This window comes from Kribbella italica, from assembly GCF_014205135.1.
GTDB classification, from domain to species: domain Bacteria; phylum Actinomycetota; class Actinomycetes; order Propionibacteriales; family Kribbellaceae; genus Kribbella; species Kribbella italica.
In genome coordinates, this window is record NZ_JACHMY010000001.1 from 5,141,977 (window position 1) to 5,160,380 (window position 18,404).

The following is an 18,404-nucleotide window of genomic DNA, read 5'->3' on the forward strand; positions in this document are numbered from 1 at the left end:
TTACGTTCTCGGTATGACAACGATCGGAATGTGCTTCCCGCGGACGTGGCCCGCTGCCCTGGTGACCGACGTCGCGCGCCGGCTGGACGCCGGTGGCGCGGACGAGCTGTGGATCATCGAGGACTGCTTCTACACGGCCGGGCCGACGCTGTCGGCGGCCGCACTCAGTGTCACCGAGCGGCTCACGGTCGGGCTCGGCATCCTGCCCGCCGTGGCCCGTACGGCGGCCGTCACGGCGATGGAGATCGCGACGCTGTGCGCGCTCGCGCCCGGCCGCTTCCTGCCGGGGATCGGGCACGGCGTGCAAGAGTGGATGGGTCAGATGGGCGTCCGGCCGAAGTCGCCGCTGACCGCGCTCGACGAGGTCACCGTCGCCGTCACCCGCCTGCTCGCCGGCGAGACCGTGTCGATGGACGGCAAGACCGTCTACCTCGACAACGTGAAGCTCGACGCTCCTCCCGCCGAGGCGCCGCCGATCCTGCTCGGCGTCCGCGGGCCGAAGTCGCTGGCGCTGGCCGGCCGGGTCGGTGGTGGGATCGTGCTCGCGGAGCCCGCGTCGCCGTCGTACGTGCGTGCTTCGGTGGAGAACGCGGGGTCGCCGGAGGGGTTCGTCGTTGCGGCGTTCAGCGCGTTCTGTGTGCGGACCGACCGCCAGGCGGCGTACGAGTGGACCGCGCCATGGCTGGCCGGCCTGCTCGAGGAGAAGAACCCGGCGCTGCCCGCGCTCCCCTTCTACGACGACCTCGTACGCCGCTACGACGAGCTCGGCGTCCCCGGGCTGGTCTCGATGCCCACCGACTGGTGGCTGGAGCTGGGCCCGATCGGCACCCTCGACGACGCTGCCACGCACCTGGACGCGCTGGAGGCCGCTGGTGTCCACCACGTCGGGCTGTTCCCGGACCCGGAGGTGGAGCACGGCCTGCCGCAACTGGAACACGTACTCGCGCTGGCCAACAGGTAGTGGGCTACGCCGAGATCCCGTGGACCGCTGAGGTCGCCGAAGCGGTAGAAGCCGAGTGGGGAATCCGGGTGGAGACCGCTGAACGCCTGACCGGCGGGGAGGAGTCAGCGGCCTACCTGGTGGCCGGTGCCTGCGGAGCCGCGGGCGTAGTCGTCGGCACCGCTGGAGCCGGAGCGGGCGTCGGCGGGGCCGAGGGCCGGGAGGGCGTAGTCGTCCGGCTCGGGTCCACGGCCCGTGGGAGCGCGCTGGTCGAGTGGTGTCATCGGGTGGCCGGCTCGACCGGGGTCGACGAGGTGGTGGTGCCACTGCGGACTTCCAGCGGCGCCAGCGTCGTACGGGTTGGTGGGCGGCCGGTGAGTGTGTGGCCGTTCGTGGGTGGGCGGTGGCTGGATGCGGGCGATACCGCGGAGGTGGAGCAGGCAGCTCGGCTGTTGGCTCGGGTGCATCGGGGACTGCGGGATGTGGTGATGCCTGCCCGGCCGGAGCGGTCGTATCTGGAGTTCGGCGGGGGCGATGGGGAACTGGACCGGTGGCTGGCGGGGTTCGGGCGGCGGAAGCAGCCGTTGCACGGGGACTACTACCGGGGGAACTTGCTGGTCGACCGCGGGCGGATCAGCGGGGTGATCGACTGGGACGAAGCCTGGGTGGGGGCTCCGGAGGTGGAGCTGGCGGGGGCGGCGCGGGAGTTCGGGGACCACTGGTCGACGGACCTTGGGCGCGCGAGGGAGTTCGTTGCCTGGTACCACGACGAGGGTGGGACCGCTGGTGAGCTGGACGACGAGATGCTGGTGCAGTTGATCAGGCACCGGTTGCGGGCCGAGGTGACTGCGTTCGGCGGGGACGGGACCGACGAGTACTACGACCGGCTGCGGGAGCTCTTCGTGAAGCTTCGGCCCTAGAGGCGAGCGGTGACTCGGAGGGTCAGGCGGGTGCGGGCGATGTCGGCGATCGCACGCGGTGCGGAGTCGCTCGGGGTGCTCCTGGGGACGGGGTCGGTGCGGTCGGTGGTGGTGATGAGGGGACAGGCGGCCGGGGTCAGCGCATGGGTGACGAAGCGGCGGACGATGGTGTTCCAGTCGAGGGCTCGGTGGAGCATCGCGTGCTTCTCGCCGTCGAGTGAGAGCAGGGCGACCGGGATGCCGGCGGCGCGCAGGCGGGCGGCGTACGACGCGGTGGCGATCGGTGAGGTGATGCGATCGGCGGTGCCGTGGGCGAAGGCGACCGGGCCGCGGAGGTGCACTAGCGGTTCGCCTTCGGGCAGCCAAGGCGCCAGACCGAGGACGCCGGCGACCAGCGGGTGATTGCCTGCAGCAACTACTGCGCGCCCACCCATCGAGTGCCCGACGAGAATGACCCGATCGAACTTCGCCCCGGCACCGGTCGTGGCCCCGGCACCGGTCGTGGTCAGTCGATCGAGTACAGCACGCAGATCCGCAGCAGCGTCGGCGGCGTCGCCGTTCCAGCCCTGGTAGCGGTAGCGCACCAGGCCGATGGCCGCGCCGGGCGCCGCCTTGCGGGCGACCGCCGCGAACGGCCACATGCGCAGGATCGGCGCCCGCCAGCTGGACGTCGCGGCCGTCGAGTTCTCCATGCCGCCGTGGGCGAGCAGGATCAGGTCGCGGGCACCGGCCGGCGCGGCGACCAGGTCGATGCCGGGGGCACTCACTGGTAGAGGACCGTGGGGTCTTGGGAGATGTGCAGGAACACGTCCGGCTTCTCCAGCGGCTGGAAGCCGTACGACTGGTACAAGGTGTGCGCGTCGGCGGTGGCGAGCATCGTCCGCCGCAACCCCTGCAACTCCGGGTGCTCGAGCAACGTCGACACCACGAACCGGCCGAGCCCATGACCTCGTACGGCATCGAGCACGAACACGTCCGCGATCCACGCGAACGTCGCCCGATCGGTCACCGCCCGCGCGAACGCCACCTGCGCGCCGTCGGCCGCATAGACCCCGACGCACAGACTCCCGTCGATCGCCTTCCGCACCAGCTCCCGCGAGATCCCCGGCGACCAGTACGTCGTCCGCAGGAACCCGTGCACCACGTCGACGTCGATCCGCTCCCGGTCGTCGTCCGCGACGAACTCCCCAGCAGTCCACTGCATCAGCAATCCCCCACCATCAGTCAGTTCAAGACAGTTGTGATCGGCATCGACGAGTCGGCCGGCAGCCCGAGCGGCGACGGGGTCTTGCCCGCGCGCACCAACTCCGAGCCCAGCGCGGCGACCATCGCGCCGTTGTCCGTGCACAGCCCGGGCCGCGGAACCCGTACGGCGATGCCCGCCGCCGTACACCGCTCCTCCGCCATCTGCCGCAGACGCGAGTTGGCCGCGACGCCGCCGCCGATCAGCAGGTGCTCGTAGCCCCGGTCCTTGCACGCGTCGATCGCCTTGCGGACCAGTACGTCGCACACCGCTTCCTGGAACGCCGCGGCGACGTGGTTCACCGGTACGTCCTCGCCGTCGCGCCGCTTCGCCTCGACCCAGCGCGCGACCGCGGTCTTCAACCCGGAGAACGAGAAGTCGAACCGGTGCCGCTCCAGATCGCGCTGGCTCGTCAGCCCGCGCGGGAACGTCACGTACGCGCGATCCCCGCCGTCCTGTGCCGCTTTGTCGACATACGGGCCGCCGGGGAACGGCAGGCCGAGCACCCGGGCGACCTTGTCGAAGGCCTCTCCCGCGGCGTCGTCGATCGTGCTGCCCATCGGCTCGACGCCGTCGGTGATGTCCTCGACCGCGAGCAGCGAGGAGTGCCCGCCGGAGACCAGCATCGCGATCGCGCCCTTGGGCAGCTCGCCGTGCTCGAGGGTGTCGACGGCGACGTGCGCGGCGAGGTGGTTCACGCCGTACAGCGGCTTCTCGAGGGAGAGCGCGAGCCCCTTCGCCGCGGCGACGCCGACCAGGAGCGCGCCGGCCAGGCCGGGGCCGCTGGTGACGGCGATCGCGTCGACGTCGGACGGTTTGACGCCGGCCGTCTCGCACGCGCGGCGGATGGTCGGGACCATCGCCTCCAGGTGCGCGCGGCTGGCGACCTCGGGGACGACGCCGCCGAAGCGGGCGTGCTCGTCGACGCTGGACGCGATCGCGTCGGCCAGCAGCGTGTGCCCGCGGACCAGACCGACCCCGGTCTCGTCGCAGGACGTCTCGATGCCGAGGATCAGCGGCTCGTTCTCACTCATGAATCTTCTCCTGCGCGTTGCATGATGACTGCGTCCTCGCCGGCCGCGTAGTACCCGCGCCGCCGGCTGATCTCGCGGAACCCGAACCCGCGGTACAACCCGATCGCCGCTTTGTTGCCTGCAGCAACTTCCAGCAGGACGGTGCGGGTCGGGTGGTGCTCCAGAGCTGCCGTCAGCAGCCGTCTGCCGAGCCCAGTACGCCGGTACGCCGGGTCGACGGCGATCCGCAACAGGTCGACGGGGTCCTCGGCGGCGGCCGGTACCAGCAGCACGACGAAGCCCAGCATGCTGCCCGGTCCGGCAGTGTCTGCGGTGGGAACTACTTGGGAGCTTTCCCCGGGCGGAGTGGAGCGTTCGCCGGGCGGGGTCGCGGAGTCGCCGGGCGGGGTCGCGGGGTCGCCGGGCGGGGTCGCGGGGTCGCCGGGCGGGGTCGCGGAGTCGCCGGGCGGGGTTTCGGCCACCAGGATCTGGCGGTCCTCTCGGGCGAACTCGTCGGCCCAGGAGCCGGAGCTCCAGGCGTCCTTCGGAAAGCACGCCGCGTCGAGGGCGGCGACGGCGGGCTGGTCGGACGTGACGGCTGGCCCGATCACTTCGGCAGCACGCTCTTCGGCCCGCCGGACAGCGTGACGTCCGGCCGCCGCAGGTACAGCGGATCAGGAGCCGTCACCTGCAAGGTGCCGGTGGCAACACCCGTGGCCAGCACCTCAGCGGACGGGTACTCGAGAACGTCAGCAGCTTCCACGCCGAGCACCTCGCCGTACAGCACAGCACCCCGGCCGATCACCGGCAGGCCGGCCAGCACATGAGCGACATCGGCGGGCTTGTCCACCGCCGGGCCTTCCAAGCGCCGACGGCTCCCGTCAGCCGCAGGGCCGTCGTACAAGGCCCAGTAGATCTCCTTGCGGCGGGCATCCGTCGCGACGGCAACCGGCAGCGCGAGGTTCGACTGCTTCGCGAGAATGTCCAGGCTGCAGACACCGACGACCTCAACACCGAGCACGTCACCCATCGTCCGCGCCGTCACCAAACCGACCCGCAGACCGGTGAACGGCCCTGGCCCAGCCCCGACCGCGATCCGCGAGAGGTCCTTCACCCCACACCCCGCCGAAGCCAGCACGTCAGCGATCGCCGGAGCCAGCAGTTCCCCGTGCCGCAACGCGTCGACGGTCGTCGACGAGGCAGCAACAACCCCCGAGACCGGGTCGGCCAGAGCGACCGTCACCGCCGCGCTGGAGGTATCAAAAGCAAGCAGCACGATCAGTTCACCTCAGCAGTAGCAGTCAAACGAACTCCGGCAGCGGCCCAGCGAGCCCCCGCCGGCGCGATCCGCAGCGACCGGGTCTCGTCCCCGTCGTCGTCGCCACGGGTGATCGTGAGATCCAACCGATCGGGTGCGAGCGACTCGGCCAGCCCGTGCCCCCACTCGACCACCGTCACGGCGTCGTCGAGCGAAGCGTCCAGATCCAGGTCGTCCAGCTCGGCGATCCCACCCAACCGGTAGGCATCGACGTGCACGAGAGCGGGCCCGCCGACGAGCGACGGATGCACCCGCGAGATCACGAACGTCGGCGACGTGATGTCACCGCGCACCTTCAGCCCAGCACCCAGCCCCTGCGTGAAGGTCGTCTTCCCGGCCCCGAGATCACCCGACAGCACCAGTACGTCGCCCGCCCGCAGCTGCCCTGCCAGCTCCTCGGCCAGCGCACGCATCTCCTCGGCCGTCGGCACCGTCAGCTCGATCGGCATCGCCTTCGCGTAGATCAGGTTCTGCCCTTCCCGCGTCACGATCGAGTACCCGCGCCGTCCCCAGAACTCGATGGTCTCCGGCAGCTCGACCCGCGCGACCAGCCGCACCCGCGTCAGCCCGCGGCTCCGCGCCGCGTCCTCCGCGCACCCGACCATCGCCGACGCGACGCCACGCCCCTGGAAGCGCGGGTTCACCGAGACGCGGCGCAGCTCGAGCACGTCGCCGTTCACCTGGAACAGCATCGCGCCGGCCGGCTCGCCACCGATCCGCGCCAGCAGACCGCCGTACGCCGAAACCGCCGCGCCGACCGTCGTCGCGTTCTCCGACAGCGCGGTCGAGGGCGGGTCCAGGGTCCGCCGGTTCGCGAACGCGTGATGGATCACGCCGACGATCTCGTCCACGTGCTCGGCCGTGGCGTCCACCACGTGCAGGTCGGTCATCTGTGTCCCAAGGATTGTTCGGCCCGCTCGATCATCCCGAGCAGGGCGGCGGTGAACTCGCGGTGGTGCTCGATCAGCCCGAGGTGCCCGCAGTTGCGGACCTCGACCAGCTCCGCGCCGGGCACGTGCCGGACGATCTGCTCGGAGTGCTCGAACGGCGTCAGGTGGTCGGAGTCGCCGCCGATCACCACGGTCTCCACCTTCTGCAACGGCTCCAGCGACCCGGTCTTGTCGTGCAGCGCGAAGATCGGGTAGAACTCCGCGATCACCGAGATCGGGGTCGCGGCGATCATCTCGTTGACGAACTCGGTGAAGGCCGGCGGCACCTCGGAGCCGAACGAGTACTTCCGGGTCAGCAGGTAGCTGATGTCGGTCCCGGCCTTGCGGCTGCGCTCGACCACGTCCGGGATCCGCGCCAGCGCGGCCACGGTCGGCGTCGCCAGCGCGCGGGCCAGCATGCCGACCCGGCCGGGGAACACGATCGGTACGCCGTCCAGCCCGGCCGCGCTGGTCGAGCACAGCCCGACGCCGATCACCCGGTCGCCGAACAGTTCGGGGTGCTGCTCGGCCAGCGCCATGATCGACATGCCGCCCATCGAGTGCCCGATCAGGACCACCGGCCCGGTGGGTGCGTACTCCTCGAGGATCCCGTTCAGGTCGCGGCCGAGCTGGTCGATGCTGACGTTCTCCTTCGGCGACCGCCCGGACCGGCCGTGCGAGCGCTGGTCGTAGAAGACCATCGTGCCGATCCCGGCCAGGTCGCGGCGCTCGAAGTGCCAGCAGTCCATGTTCAGCCCGTAGCCGTGCGCGAAGATCAGCGTCAGGTCCTCGGGCACCGCCTGCTTGCGCAGCCGGCGCCGCTGCGGCGCGGGCCGGCGGGACCGCTTCAGCTCGTCCACCTCGACGTACAGCTCGACGCCGTCGTCGGCGGTGAACACGTGCGGCGTCCCGCGCAACGAGCCGAACGGCTCGGCCTCCAGCTGCGCGCGCTGACCGGACCGGCGGCCGATCACCTGCCGCTCGACCGCGACGCCGGCGGCCGCGCCCGCGGCCAGCACCCCGACCGCCGCGCCGATCAGGCCGGCGGTGCGCCCTGCCTTAGACATCGAGCTCCTCGTTCACGTACCGGCGGGGAATCCGCGGGCCGAGGCGCGTCACGATCTCGTAGTTGATCGTGCCGGCGGCGTCGGCCCAGTCGTCCGCGGTCGGCTCGCCATCAGTCCCCGGACCGAACAGCACCACCTCGTCACCGGCCGTGCCCTCGTCGTCCTCGAGGTTCACCACGCACTGGTCCATGCAGATCCGGCCGACGACGGTCCGGCGACGACCGCGCGCCTGGACCGGGCCGCCGTTCGACGCGTGCCGCGGCAGGCCGTCGCCGTACCCGATCGGGATCAGTCCGAGCGTCGACGGCCGCGGCGCCGTCCAGGTCAGTCCGTAGGAGACGCCGGCGCCGGCCGGGACCCGTTTGACCATCGCCAGCCGCGCCTTCAGCGTCATCGCCGGCCGCAGTCCGAGCTCGGCCGACGGGAGCGCGTGCCCGAAGGGCGACAGCCCGTACGTCGCGATGCCGGGCCGGACCAGGTCGAAGTGCGTCTCGGGCAGCGCCAGCGTGGCGGCCGAGTTCGCCAGGTGCTTGAAGCCCGGGTCGATGCCGAACGACTCGGCGACGTCGACGGCCGCGGTGAAGGTCTCCAGCTGGGCCTCGTTCGCCGGGCTCTTCGGCTCGTCGGCGGACGCGAGGTGCGACCAGAGGCCGGTGATCACGACCCGGCCGGACTGCTGCTCCTTGAGCGCGGCCCGGATCAGCGCCGGCCACTCCTCCGGTACGGCGCCGCCGCGGCTCATGCCGGTATCGATCTTCAGGTGCACCCGGGCCGGCCGCTCGGTGACGCCCGCGGCGATCTCGTCGATCTCCCAGGGCGCGCCCGCGGACAGGTCGATGTCGTTCGCGATCGCCTGGGCCAGCGGCTCGCCCGGCGTGGTCAGCCAGCAGAAGATCGGGCCGTTGTCCCCGGCGGCGCGCAGCTGCAGCGCCTCCTCGAGTACGGCGGCGCCGATCCAGTCCGCGCCGGCCTGCCGGGCGGCCCGGGCGACCGGCACCATGCCGTGGCCGTAGGCATCGGCTTTGACCACGGTCATCAGCTCGGCCGAGGACAGCCGGGCACGCAGCGTGGCGACGTTGTGCCGGATCGCGGCGAGATCGACCACGGCTTCGGCACGGGTCATCGCAGGGGTCACGGTGGGCTCCACAGACTCAGACATAGCCCTACCAGTGTCTCAGGCAGCCTCGATGAGGGCCGGGAGGGCGGTCATCTGGTGGAAGATCGCGTCCGCGGAGGCCAGTTTCGCCGGGTCGGTCATGGCGGCGTACCCGAAGACCGTCATGCCGGCCGCGTTGGCGGCGGCGACGCCGAGCGGGCTGTCCTCGACCACGACGCAGTCGGCCGGTTTCACGCCGATCGTGCTCGCGGCGTACAGGAAGAGGTCGGGCGCGGGCTTGCCGTGCTCGACGTCCTCGGAGCTGAAGATCCGGCCCTCGAAACGGTCCCAGAAGCCGACCGCGGTGAGCGCGGTGTGGATGCGCTTGTGGGTGCCCGACGAGGCCAGGCAGTACGGCGTACCGATGCTGTCGAGGTGGTCCAGGACGGCGCCCACACCCTCGACGGCCCGCAGGTTGGCGAAGCCGTCGAAGAGTTGCTGGTGGTAGCGGCCCTCCAGGTCGGCCGGCAACGGCCGGCCGAGCTGGGCCTCGGTCTTCTGCCGCATCGAGACCATGCTGCCGCCCATGAAGTCACGGACGGCTTCCTCGAAGGTGTACGGCAGCCCGGCCTCCGTCAGCAGCTCGGCCAGGATCGTGTTGGCCAGCCGCTCGGAGTCCACCAGCACGCCGTCGTTGTCGAAGATCACCAGACCGGTCACGCACGAAACCCTACGAGACCGGTCCGGTGACGGCGGTGGTCAGCCCTCCTGGATGGAGAAGTCGTCGAAGGTGAACCGCTGCTTCGTGTTGTTGGTGGACACGACCTCGACGCCGAAGTCGACCTGCCAGGTGGTGGAGTTGGCGGGGATCCACTTGCGCGCCTCGAGGTCCTTGAAGAAGGCCTGCAGCGGCATCGTGCCGGAGGTCTGCGTGACCACCGACTTGTAGGTGAAGATGCCACCGGGCTTCGTGGCGCCGCCGCTCTTCCAGACCTCGTACTCCTGACCGCCGATGGTGGTCGTCCCGACCTTGTCACCGGCCGGCCGCTGGTTGAGGTTCTGGGTCCAGATCATCAGCTCGTTCTCGAAGTCGTTGTTGATCCAGACGTCGAACGCGACGTTGTAGATGCAGCCGGCGCAGTTCGGCGCGGTGGCCGCGAACTTCGCGGACTGGATCTTGGCCAGCGGGAAGTCGTCGTAGTCCTTGTGGACGTTCGGGTACGCCTGGACGCCGAGGTCACCGGGCTTGGCCTGGGTGACGTCCTCGTACCAGCTGTTGTAGTTGCAGACGGCCATCGTGTAGGTGCCGTTCGAGTTGTTCCACATGTTGTTGTGGACGTAGTACTGGCCGTAGCTGCGGCCCTCACCCGAGTTGCCGGTCGCCGTGGTCGTCCACCCCGGCTTCGTGCAGGTCTGCCCCGGGGTGCCGGTCGGCGGCGTACTGGTCGGCGTGGTCGTCGGCGGCTTCGGGGTGCTGCTCGGGGTGGTGCTGGTCGGGGTGGCCGTCGGCGGGGACTGCGTCGGCGGCTCGGTCGTCGGAGGCTGAGTCGTCGGAGGCTTGGTCGTCGGGGGCACCGGCGTGGTCGGTTGCGCCGGCGCGGCGACGAAGTCGTAGTGCGCGGTGTAGCGCAGCTTGGTCCCCTGGCGGTGGCTCTGGCCGTCGCGACGCAGAGCGCGCAGCCGGTAGGTCGTCTCGGTGGTGAGGCTCGGATCGATCGACAGCTGCGCCGGTCCGGAGGCTGTCGCGGTGATCGCGACCGGCTTCTGGCCGAAGCCGTGCAGGACGGTACAGCCGGACTTCGCGTCGAGCACACAGTTCTCGACCCGGCCGACGCTCGGGAGAGCCGTCGCCGTGCTGTCCGCGGCACTGGACGGACTCGTCGTCACGGAGTCGCCGTTGGCCGCCTGTACGGCGATCGGTGCGGCCACCAGGGCGCCGAGAGCGAGGAAGGCCGCGGGCACCACAGCGCGGTGCCGGGCAGTTCGGATGGGGGGCATGCGAAACGCATCCTTCGTTGTTCGACGGGCTGTCGCCGCGTGCCCCAGCGCTGCAGCGTCGGCCCTCAGTTGTTCGGTTGGATCCCCAGGGAGACCGGTGAACACCGGCCATGATCTGTCAGCGCGCCGCACGTTATCGTTTCGTGACCTGATCCGCCACCCCGGGGCCCGGGATTCTCGCGGCTTTACCTGGACTTCACTGTCGAACAGACTGCAACGCCGGGCGGCTCCCGGGCGTCCGTAGGGCGTGAGGACATCTTTCGTGGTGATGGCAGCAGCAGGACTCGTCGCGCTGACCGGGTGCGGGGAGGACGTCGGCGCGAGCGGGCTGGGCGGCAAGACCTACCTGTCCACGGCCCTGACCGAGAACGGCGCGCCGAAGAAGCTCGCGCCCAGCACCCGGATCTCGCTCATGTTCAAGGACGACGGCTCACTGTCGGCGAACGCCGGGTGCAACTCGATCGGCGGCAAGGCCTCGACCGACGGCGGCACGCTGACCGTTGGCGACCTGAACATGACCAACATGGCCTGTGACGCACCCCGGCAGCAGCAGGAGGACTGGCTGCTCGAGCTGCTGAAGAGCAAGCCGGCCTGGAAGCTCGCCGCGGACAAGCTGACGATCACCGCAGGCGGCACGGTCCTCGAGCTGCAGGACCGCGAGACCGCGCAGCCCGACGTCGCTCTGGACGGCACCAAGTGGGTCCTGGAGAGCGTGATCGCGGGCGAAACCGCGTCCACGCCGGGCAACGGCGGCGCGTACCTGACCCTCAACGGCGGCCGGGTCACCGGGTCGACCAGCTGCAACGACTTGCAGGGGGCGGTCGCGCGGACCGGCGACAAGCTGACCTTCGGCGAGATCGGTACGACGCGCCGCGCGTGCTCCGGCGAGGCCGGCGCCCTGGAGAAGACCGTGCTGGCCACGCTGAACGGCGAGGTCAGTTACACCCTCGACGCCGACAAGCTCCAGCTCCGGACGCCGGCCGGGAACGGCCTCGACTTCAAGGCCGCCGGCTGAGCTTCAGGTCGAAGGCCTGCACCTTGTCGTCCGGGGTCTCGTAGGACAGCAGCAGGTGCCCGTCGGTCTTCAGCTTCGTTTGCTGGGCCGCGGTCAACGGCACCGACCAGTGCTGCACGCCGCGCGTGAGCTGCTTGGACGACTGCTTGACCAGACGGCCGCTCAGGTCGGGCGCCCAGGGCGGGATCCCACCGTCGGTGACTGCGCAGGGCGTCAGCCCGTAGTTCGGCGGCGGATCGGTGGTGCAACTGGTCGTGTAGACCGGAATCGCTCCCAAGTCCCCCGACGTCAAGAACAGTCGAGCAGTTCCTGGAGCAGATGCGTGGGTCAAGACATCCAACGCACCCGGCCGCAACCCGGCGTACAGGATCTTCAGGTCGTTGGTGGGGACCCGGCCCGAGATCGGCACGTGGTTGCGGGCCGACTGAGCGATCGTCTGCGGCGAGAGCGCACCGTTCAGGTTCGGGTTCGACACGTCCGGCGGTGCCGGTGTGGTCGGCCGGTCGGCGGGCGGGGTGTAGCCGGGCATCGTCGCGCGGCCCCAGCGGTACGGGTCGGACTGGACCGAGCCGAGCGCGGACCAGCCGAGCCGCGTGCTCTGGTCGATGTGCCGCAGCGTCGTCGTACCGGCCGCCGACGTGTCGTCGTTGTCGTACGGCGTGATGTTCAGCCCGAGGTTCGCCGGGTCGACGGCGGCCGGGAGCGTGGCGAGCGGGATCTTCACCTCCAGGTCGTAGCCCGTGTAGGTGTGCGGGACGGTCGTCTCGTTGCTGCCGACCCAGGTCGCCGTCGACGCGACCTCGACACCGGGCGCGTTGCCGGTGTCGAGCGCGCCGCTGGAGTAGCCCTGGTGGTTGTCGGCGTCGCGCGACCAGCACGGGCCGTTGCCGCGGGCGGCGTCGTTGCTGAACGGGAAGACGCCGAGCTTGAACGTGTTCGCCGTGTCCATCAGCGCCTGCGAGGCCGTACCGCGCGGGTCGAGCAGGATCTCGACCGAGTCGGCCTGCCAGTGGCCGACGCACTCGGCCGGCGTGACGGCGTACGACTGGTAGTCGTCGCGGACGTGCACGAAGAAGTAGAGCGCGTCGCCGGACCAGCTGACCTTCGCCGTACTGCCCTCGCCGGTCGCTGACACACCGCAGTCGTCGATGCCGGTGCAGGTCGACGCGCCTTGCCAGATCCGGCCGAGGTCGAGCGTCTGACCTGGGTACTCGCCGTCGGAGGCCGTGCCGTCGACCGCCGGCGCGGTCGTCGTCTGCGCGATCGCAGTGGTCGGTACGACGGACAGCGTGAGCGTCTCGCTGCCGGTGCCACCGGCGTACGTGGTGGTGATCGGGACGTCGACGTTCTGCGTCGCGGGCAGCGTCGCGTCGATGTTGGTGACCTTGAAGGTCACGGTGGTCTCGGCGCCCGGGGCAACGGTCGGGTAGGGCTTGGTGGTCGCGTCCGCGGTGAAGTTCGCCGGCAGAGCCAGACTGACGTTGCCGCTCTGGGGCGTCGCCGACCAGTTGTGCACGACGACCGGTACGTCGAGCGTGCGGCCGACGCCGATCGACTGGATCGCGGGCGAGCGGCCGAGCCGCGTCGCCTGCGGCGCGGTCTGCGCCAGCCACTCGTCGTACTCCTGCCAGTTGCCCCAGCGCTGGAACCGGCCCTCGGTCGCGGAGACGATCCGGACCACGTTGTCGGTGTAGCCGGTGGCCTTGCCGGTGCTGTAGAGCGCGGAGATCTTGGCGAGCTGGTTGACCGGGGCGCTCGTGGACGGGGTGACGGTGAAGGTGATCGCGGCGTCCGCTCGGCCCGGGACCCGCTTCGGGCCGTCGGTCGTCCAGCCGGGCGGGACGGTCAGGGTGATGTTGCCCTTGGCAAGCTTTCCGCGCGGGGCGCGCAGGTGCACGGTCGCCCGGAAGGGTTCACCGGCGACGTTGGCGAAGCGGGAGAACGTCAGGTACTGCAGCGTGCCCACCGGCAGGCCGCCGGGATCGGGCTTGGTCGCGCCGAACAGGATCGCGTCGTCGCGCCCGGCGGCCGGACTGCTGTTCGGCTGGAACGGGACGAACGCCTGCGTCATCGCGAACTTCGGGCAGGCCGGCACCGAGGTGCCCTTGAACATCACCCGGCTCTGCGTCGGGTACGCCGCGCGGCCCTCGTCGGCGACCTGCTGCCAGGACTTCGCCGTACCGGCCGGTCGGCCCTGGACGTTGCCGGCCGGCCACTTGTACGGCGAGTCGTAGCCGGTCCAGACGCCGGCGACGGTGTCCGCGCTGGCCGGGACGAAGCCGGTCGTGCAGTTCGCGGCGGTCGTCGTACCGCCGGTGCCTGCCGTGCTGCCGCCGGAGAAGACCTTCTTCACCTGCCAGGTGCTCAACGCGTCCTTCCCGCGCAACTGCTCGGGGAAGCGGGTCGGATCGGCCGCGGCGAGCACCCCTTCCCAGATCAGGCGACCGGCCTGCTGGTGGTTGCCGTGCCCCGCGGCGAGCGTCGGCGTGAAGCCGATGTAGATCTCCGGCTGGGTCGTGCGGATCACGCGGGTGACCCGGCGCAGGGTCTCCTCCTCGTCCCAGAAGTACTGCGTCAGCGGCGCGCTCTGGTTGTAGAAGAAGTCGATCCGGTCGAGGTTGAAGATGTCGACCGTGCCGGAGCGGTAGTGCGCGACCCGGTCCTCGTTCTCGCGGCGCAGCCCGAGGTCCGGGCCGAGTTCGGTGCCGACCGCGTTCCCGCCGCCCTCACCGCGCGTCACCATGATCACGCCGCACTTCACGCCGTACCGCTGGTGCCAGACGCCGCACGGCCCGATGATGCTGGTGTCGTCGTCGGGGTGGGCCCACTCGCCCATCACGTCGATCTTGGTTGCCCGGTCGGCCTTGTACGGCGCCGGTTGGGCTTGCGCTGTCGCCGGCAGACCGGCGACCAGCAGGGCGACCACGGACAGCAACACACCAAGACGCTTCACGGGCGAACTCCCAGGGCGGCGGGGACCCAACAGAGTCCGTCCTATCCCGAGGAGTTCGTCAGTACAAGATCTGACCGGTCGCCACGGGCAGAGCGCGCGCGATTGCCGTCGCCGTGATAGGCCCTGCCTCTGACGCGAGCTGCGCGGCCGCCGCGTGCAGGTAGGCACCGACACTCCCCGCGTCCAGCGGGTCCAGACCGGCCGCCAGCAACGCACCGCACAACCCGGCCAGTACGTCGCCCGAACCGGCCGTCGCCAGCCACGGCGTCGCGGTCGGGTTGACCCTGGTCCGCCCGTCCGGCGCGGTGATCACCGTGGTCGATCCCTTGAGCAGCACGGTCACGTCGTACTGCTCGGCGGCCAGCCGCGCATGTTTCAGTCGCTCGGCCTCGACCGTTGCCCGGTCGACATCGAGCAGCCGGGCGAGCTCTCCGGCGTGCGGCGTGATCAGCACGTTGGTGTGGTCGCCGGAGTCGTCCAGGGTCTTCAGCCCGTCGGCGTCCAGCACGACCGGCTCCTCGGAGTCGAGCAGGTCGCGGACCTTCCGGAGGTCCAGCTCGTCGGCCAGCCCTGAGCCGACGGCCCACGCCTGGACCCGCCCCTCACCGGCAACGATCTCCGGATGGGCCGCGCGCACCGCTTCCGCGACCGCGTCGGGCCCGACGTACCGGAGCATTCCGAGCGGGCCGGCGAGCGCGCCCGCCGTCGCGATCACCGCGGCGCCTGGGTACTGCCGGGAGCCGGCCATCAATCCGAGCACGCCGCGCGAGTACTTGTCCGACTCCCCCCGCGGCACCGGATACAGCGCCCGTACGTCGGCCGCCTGCATCGCCTCCACCGGCGACGGCGGCAGCTCCAGCCCGATGTCGACCCGATGCACCGGCCCGCAGGCTGACGCGGCCGGGTCCACGAAGTGGCAGATCTTGTGCGTCCCGAACGTGACGGTCAACGCGGCCCGGACGTAGCCGGCCCTGCCGTCGGCCGGCGCCGGCACGTCGCCCGAGTCCACGTCGACGCCCGACGGGATGTCGACGGCAACCACCGGCACGCGGTACTGCTCGGCGAGCCGGACAGCCTCCAGCGCGGCCGGCTTCAGCCCCGGCCGCCCACCGATCCCGACCACACCGTCCACCACCAAGTCGGCACCAGCGATCTCCTCCACCGCACCGACCCGTCCCCCTGCCACGCGGAGAGCCTGCAGTCCCTCCGCATGCACCTTGTCCGACAGCAGCACCGCCACCACGTGAGCGCCGCGCCGCGCCAGCTTCTCCCCGGCGTACAGGGCATCCCCGCCGTTGTCCCCCGACCCGACCAGCAGCACCACGCGAACCCCGTACGTCCGCCCCACAAAGTTGCCAATGGCAACAGCAAGTCCGGTCGCGGCCCGCTGCATCAGCGTGCCCTCCGGCAGCGTCGCCATCAACGACGCCTCGGCCGCCCGGACCTGCTCGACAGTGTGTGCCCGGCGCATCTCAGCCCTCCAGTACGACGACCGCCGACGCGATCCCCGCGTCGTGACTCAGCGACAGGTGCAGGCTCTGGACCCCCAGCTCGGACGCCTTCGCCGCGACCGTCCCGGTGACCTCCAGCCACGGCCGCCCGGTCTCGTCGCTGCGCACCTCCGCGTCGTGCCAGTGCATCCCGCCCGGAGCGCCCAGCGCCTTGGCGAGCGCCTCTTTCGCCGCGAACCGCGCCGCGAGCGACGCCGGCGGCCGGACCGCCTCGGCCGGGGTGAAGACCCGGTCGCGCAGGCCCGGCGTCCGCTCCAGCGTCTTCAGGAAGCGCTCGACGTCGACCACGTCGATGCCCACGCCGACGATCACGAGAGGGGTCCGGACAGGGTTCCTGATGTGACAACTACCACACCCGCAGAGTCAGTGGCGCACATGCCGGTCAGCGTAGCCCGCGGTGATGTGGGAACAATGGGGCCCATGCTGCAGCCGCCGCGGGAGGTGACTCCCTACACCGAGCTGGACCGGGCCGCCTGGGCGCAACTGGCCGAGACCACCGAGTCGCCGTTGACCGCCGAGGAGATCGAGCGGTTGCGCGGTCTCGGCGACGAGATCGACATCGACGAGGTGCGTGAGGTCTACCTGCCGCTGTCGCGGATCCTGTCGCTGTACGTCCGGCACGCCCGCGCGCTGCACAACGACACCGAGACCTTCCTGGGCAACACCGTGGCCGGCCACACCGCGACCCGGACCCCGTTCGTGATCGGCATCGGCGGGTCGGTTGCCGTCGGCAAGTCGACCACCGCGCGGCTGCTCCGCGAACTGCTGGCCCGCTGGCCCGAGCACCCGCGCGTCGCGCTCGTCACCACCGACGGTTTCCTCTGGCCGAACGCCGAGCTCGAACGCCGCGGCCTGATGCTGCGCAAGGGCTTCCCGGAGTCCTACGACCGCAAGGCGTTGCTGCGGTTCGTGGTCGAGGTGAAGTCCGGCATGGACAACGTCGGCGCTCCCGTCTACTCGCACCTGCACTACGACCGCCTCGACGGCGTACGGACGACGGTCGAGCAGCCCGACATCCTCCTGCTCGAAGGCCTCAACGTCCTCCAGCCGGCCCCGCGTCACGCCGACGGCAAGAGCGGCCTCGCGGTCAGCGACTTCTTCGACTTCTCCGTGTACGTCGACGCGGCCGCCGACGACATCCGGTCCTGGTACGTCCACCGCTTCCTGAAGCTGTGGGAGACCGCGTTCCGCAACCCCGAGTCCTACTTCGTCCGGTACGGCGAACTCAGCCGCGGCGAGGCCGTCGCCAAGGCCGAGTCTCTCTGGGACGGCATCAACGGCCCCAACCTGCGCGAGAACATCCTCCCCACCCGCTCGCGCGCCACCCTCGTCCTCCGCAAGGGCGCCGACCACGCCGTCCGCTGGGTCCGCCTCCGCAAGCTCTAACGAGCCAGGTACTTCCGCACGTCGTCGGCCACCTGCACGCGGCTGTCCATCGCGTACTTGCGCAGGATCGTCCCGAGGTGGGACTTCACCGTGTTCAGGCTGATCCCCAGCTCGGCCGCCAGCGCGTCGTTGTCGAGCCCCTGGACCAGCAGCACCGCGATGCCCTGCTGGGCCTTGGTGAGCGACCCGAACCGTTGCTCAGGGCCCTCGTCCGCGTCGAGCATCATCTCGATCAACTCGGACTGGATCTTCTCGGCCGTCGTCCGCAAGGCGGTCAGGTGCCCGCGCAGCGGCTCGGCGCGCGCCTCCGGCTCGCCGAGTGCCTCGTCGGCCAGACCACGCAGTACGGCGATGCGGTTGGACAGGTACTCCATCACGTGGTCCGACGTCAGCAGGTTCGGCGTCTCCTCGCCGGCCGGCAGCAGCCGGAGCGCCTCGCGGTCCTCGGCCTCCCGGTCGAGCACCCGGGCCACGGTCCCGGTCAGCCACTCGAACGCGCGGACGGCGTTGTCGTCGTACGCGCCCGGCTGGTAGCTCTGGATCGACATCATCCCGAACATCCGCTCACCGTCGGCGCGGAACATCGGCACGATCACGGCGTCGGCCGACACCTTGGTCACGTCCCCGCACGGGATGCCGCCCATCAGCGCGGCGCCGTTGTCGTAGGCGAACCGGTAGGTCTGCCGTTTCCGCAGCAGCCAGGCCGTCGGCCCCTGCGGCCCGAAGGTGTGGGTCGCCGGGTCGTCGTACTTCCCGTCCTCGTACCCGAACGGGTAGCGCACCCGGTTCGACCCGTGCAGCAGCCCGACGTAGAACGTGTCGACCCGGGCGATCTTCGCCGCCACCGCCCGCGCGTAGTCGTACAGCCCGTAGTGGTTCCCCCGGAACTGCGCGTCGATCTTGTGGTACGCCTCGCGCAGGACGATCGCCGTCCCCGCGTCGAACCGCGCCGGCGCGACCTTCCCGTCCCCCATCGTTCCCCCTCGGCACCCCTCCAGGCACCGAGCCACTATCC

At 70.8% G+C, this 18,404-nt stretch carries 18 protein-coding genes; 4 read left to right on the top strand and 14 right to left on the bottom strand.

Annotated features, from left to right (window positions below):
• Nucleotides 1–13: 13 nt before the first annotated feature.
• Both HDA39_RS23880 and HDA39_RS43800 read left to right on the top strand, forming a co-directional pair.
• Nucleotides 14–961: an LLM class flavin-dependent oxidoreductase gene (locus tag HDA39_RS23880; RefSeq protein ID WP_238356131.1), complete on the top strand. Its 948-nt coding sequence runs from the start codon at nt 14–16 to the stop codon at nt 959–961.
• On the top strand, nt 961–1,860 hold the full coding sequence (locus HDA39_RS43800; RefSeq protein WP_184798597.1) for a phosphotransferase: 900 nt from the start codon (nt 961–963) through the stop codon (nt 1,858–1,860). The genes HDA39_RS23880 and HDA39_RS43800 overlap by 1 nt, the downstream gene beginning before the upstream one ends.
• Here HDA39_RS43800 and HDA39_RS23890 read toward each other — a convergent pair.
• Genes HDA39_RS23890 through HDA39_RS23935 form a run of 10 tightly spaced genes read right to left on the bottom strand, consistent with a single transcriptional unit; the run spans nt 1,857 to nt 10,524 of the window.
• Nucleotides 1,857–2,627, bottom strand: coding sequence for an alpha/beta fold hydrolase (locus tag HDA39_RS23890; protein ID WP_184798599.1), 771 nt, complete (start codon nt 2,625–2,627; stop codon nt 1,857–1,859). The two genes, HDA39_RS43800 and HDA39_RS23890, sit on opposite strands and share 4 nt — an antisense overlap.
• Nucleotides 2,624–3,064: a GNAT family N-acetyltransferase gene (locus tag HDA39_RS23895; protein ID WP_184798601.1), complete on the bottom strand. Its 441-nt coding sequence runs from the start codon at nt 3,062–3,064 to the stop codon at nt 2,624–2,626. The genes HDA39_RS23890 and HDA39_RS23895 overlap by 4 nt, the downstream gene beginning before the upstream one ends.
• A 20-nt stretch (nt 3,065–3,084) precedes the next feature.
• Entirely contained in the window at nt 3,085–4,137 is a 1,053-nt protein-coding gene (gene tsaD / locus HDA39_RS23900; protein WP_184798603.1) for a tRNA (adenosine(37)-N6)-threonylcarbamoyltransferase complex transferase subunit TsaD, read from the bottom strand.
• Nucleotides 4,134–4,727 carry a GNAT family N-acetyltransferase gene (locus HDA39_RS42490; protein ID WP_337925870.1) on the bottom strand — a complete coding sequence of 198 codons (594 nt, stop codon included), beginning with the start codon at nt 4,725–4,727 and terminating at the stop codon, nt 4,134–4,136. Before HDA39_RS42490 ends, tsaD begins: the two co-directional genes overlap by 4 nt.
• Nucleotides 4,724–5,392, bottom strand: coding sequence for a tRNA (adenosine(37)-N6)-threonylcarbamoyltransferase complex dimerization subunit type 1 TsaB (tsaB, locus tag HDA39_RS23910; protein WP_337925871.1), 669 nt, complete (start codon nt 5,390–5,392; stop codon nt 4,724–4,726). Before tsaB ends, HDA39_RS42490 begins: the two co-directional genes overlap by 4 nt.
• A 2-nt stretch (nt 5,393–5,394) precedes the next feature.
• Nucleotides 5,395–6,324 (bottom strand): tRNA (adenosine(37)-N6)-threonylcarbamoyltransferase complex ATPase subunit type 1 TsaE, encoded by a 930-nt coding sequence (tsaE, locus tag HDA39_RS23915; protein WP_184798606.1) that lies wholly within the window; start codon nt 6,322–6,324, stop codon nt 5,395–5,397.
• Nucleotides 6,321–7,430: an alpha/beta fold hydrolase gene (locus HDA39_RS23920; RefSeq protein WP_184798608.1), complete on the bottom strand. Its 1,110-nt coding sequence runs from the start codon at nt 7,428–7,430 to the stop codon at nt 6,321–6,323. Before HDA39_RS23920 ends, tsaE begins: the two co-directional genes overlap by 4 nt.
• Nucleotides 7,423–8,553: an alanine racemase gene (alr, locus tag HDA39_RS23925; protein WP_184806494.1), complete on the bottom strand. Its 1,131-nt coding sequence runs from the start codon at nt 8,551–8,553 to the stop codon at nt 7,423–7,425. Before alr ends, HDA39_RS23920 begins: the two co-directional genes overlap by 8 nt.
• Nucleotides 8,554–8,604: 51 nt before the next feature.
• Nucleotides 8,605–9,246 (bottom strand): HAD family hydrolase, encoded by a 642-nt coding sequence (locus HDA39_RS23930; protein WP_337925872.1) that lies wholly within the window; start codon nt 9,244–9,246, stop codon nt 8,605–8,607.
• A gap of 39 nt (nt 9,247–9,285) precedes the next feature.
• A complete protein-coding gene (locus HDA39_RS23935; RefSeq protein WP_184798610.1) occupies nt 9,286–10,524 on the bottom strand; it encodes a GH12 family glycosyl hydrolase domain-containing protein in 1,239 nt (412 codons plus the stop codon).
• Nucleotides 10,525–10,792: 268 nt separating this feature from the next.
• Here HDA39_RS23935 and HDA39_RS23940 point away from each other — a divergent pair, with 268 nt between their 5' ends.
• Entirely contained in the window at nt 10,793–11,539 is a 747-nt protein-coding gene (locus HDA39_RS23940) for an META domain-containing protein (RefSeq protein ID WP_184798612.1), read from the top strand.
• On the opposite strand, the gene HDA39_RS23945 is transcribed toward HDA39_RS23940, so the two are convergent.
• From HDA39_RS23945 to HDA39_RS23955, 3 genes are read right to left on the bottom strand one after another with little or no spacing between them, the layout of a single operon-like run.
• Entirely contained in the window at nt 11,523–14,492 is a 2,970-nt protein-coding gene (locus HDA39_RS23945) for a sugar-binding protein (protein ID WP_184798614.1), read from the bottom strand. The two genes, HDA39_RS23940 and HDA39_RS23945, sit on opposite strands and share 17 nt — an antisense overlap.
• A gap of 58 nt (nt 14,493–14,550) precedes the next feature.
• Entirely contained in the window at nt 14,551–15,963 is a 1,413-nt protein-coding gene (locus HDA39_RS23950; protein ID WP_184798616.1) for an NAD(P)H-hydrate dehydratase, read from the bottom strand.
• Nucleotide 15,964: 1 nt separating this feature from the next.
• On the bottom strand, nt 15,965–16,315 hold the full coding sequence (locus HDA39_RS23955) for a holo-ACP synthase (RefSeq protein WP_184798618.1): 351 nt from the start codon (nt 16,313–16,315) through the stop codon (nt 15,965–15,967).
• Nucleotides 16,316–16,423: 108 nt separating this feature from the next.
• Here HDA39_RS23955 and coaA point away from each other — a divergent pair, with 108 nt between their 5' ends.
• Complete coding sequence (gene coaA / locus HDA39_RS23960) at nt 16,424–17,389, top strand: type I pantothenate kinase (protein WP_238356132.1); 966 nt, start codon at nt 16,424–16,426, stop codon at nt 17,387–17,389.
• Here the strand turns inward: coaA and HDA39_RS23965 are convergent.
• Nucleotides 17,386–18,363 carry a LuxR C-terminal-related transcriptional regulator gene (locus HDA39_RS23965; RefSeq protein WP_184798622.1) on the bottom strand — a complete coding sequence of 326 codons (978 nt, stop codon included), beginning with the start codon at nt 18,361–18,363 and terminating at the stop codon, nt 17,386–17,388. The genes coaA and HDA39_RS23965 overlap by 4 nt on opposite strands.
• Nucleotides 18,364–18,404 lie beyond the last annotated feature (41 nt).

Excerpts from the sequence above, each read along its gene's own strand:
- HDA39_RS23965 (WP_184798622.1), bottom strand. The coding sequence starts at position 18,363 with ATGGGGGACGGGAAGGTCGCGCCGGCGCGGTTCGACGCGGGGACGGCG.
- tsaE (WP_184798606.1), bottom strand. The coding sequence starts at position 6,324 with ATGACCGACCTGCACGTGGTGGACGCCACGGCCGAGCACGTGGACGAG.
- tsaD (WP_184798603.1), bottom strand. The coding sequence starts at position 4,137 with ATGAGTGAGAACGAGCCGCTGATCCTCGGCATCGAGACGTCCTGCGAC.
- HDA39_RS23880 (WP_238356131.1), top strand. The coding sequence starts at position 14 with ATGACAACGATCGGAATGTGCTTCCCGCGGACGTGGCCCGCTGCCCTG.
- coaA (WP_238356132.1), top strand. The coding sequence starts at position 16,424 with ATGCTGCAGCCGCCGCGGGAGGTGACTCCCTACACCGAGCTGGACCGG.
- alr (WP_184806494.1), bottom strand. The coding sequence starts at position 8,553 with ATGACCCGTGCCGAAGCCGTGGTCGATCTCGCCGCGATCCGGCACAAC.
- HDA39_RS23920 (WP_184798608.1), bottom strand. The coding sequence starts at position 7,430 with ATGTCTAAGGCAGGGCGCACCGCCGGCCTGATCGGCGCGGCGGTCGGG.
- HDA39_RS23950 (WP_184798616.1), bottom strand. The coding sequence starts at position 15,963 with ATGCGCCGGGCACACACTGTCGAGCAGGTCCGGGCGGCCGAGGCGTCG.
- HDA39_RS23935 (WP_184798610.1), bottom strand. The coding sequence starts at position 10,524 with ATGCCCCCCATCCGAACTGCCCGGCACCGCGCTGTGGTGCCCGCGGCC.
- HDA39_RS23895 (WP_184798601.1), bottom strand. The coding sequence starts at position 3,064 with ATGCAGTGGACTGCTGGGGAGTTCGTCGCGGACGACGACCGGGAGCGG.
- HDA39_RS23940 (WP_184798612.1), top strand. The coding sequence starts at position 10,793 with ATGGCAGCAGCAGGACTCGTCGCGCTGACCGGGTGCGGGGAGGACGTC.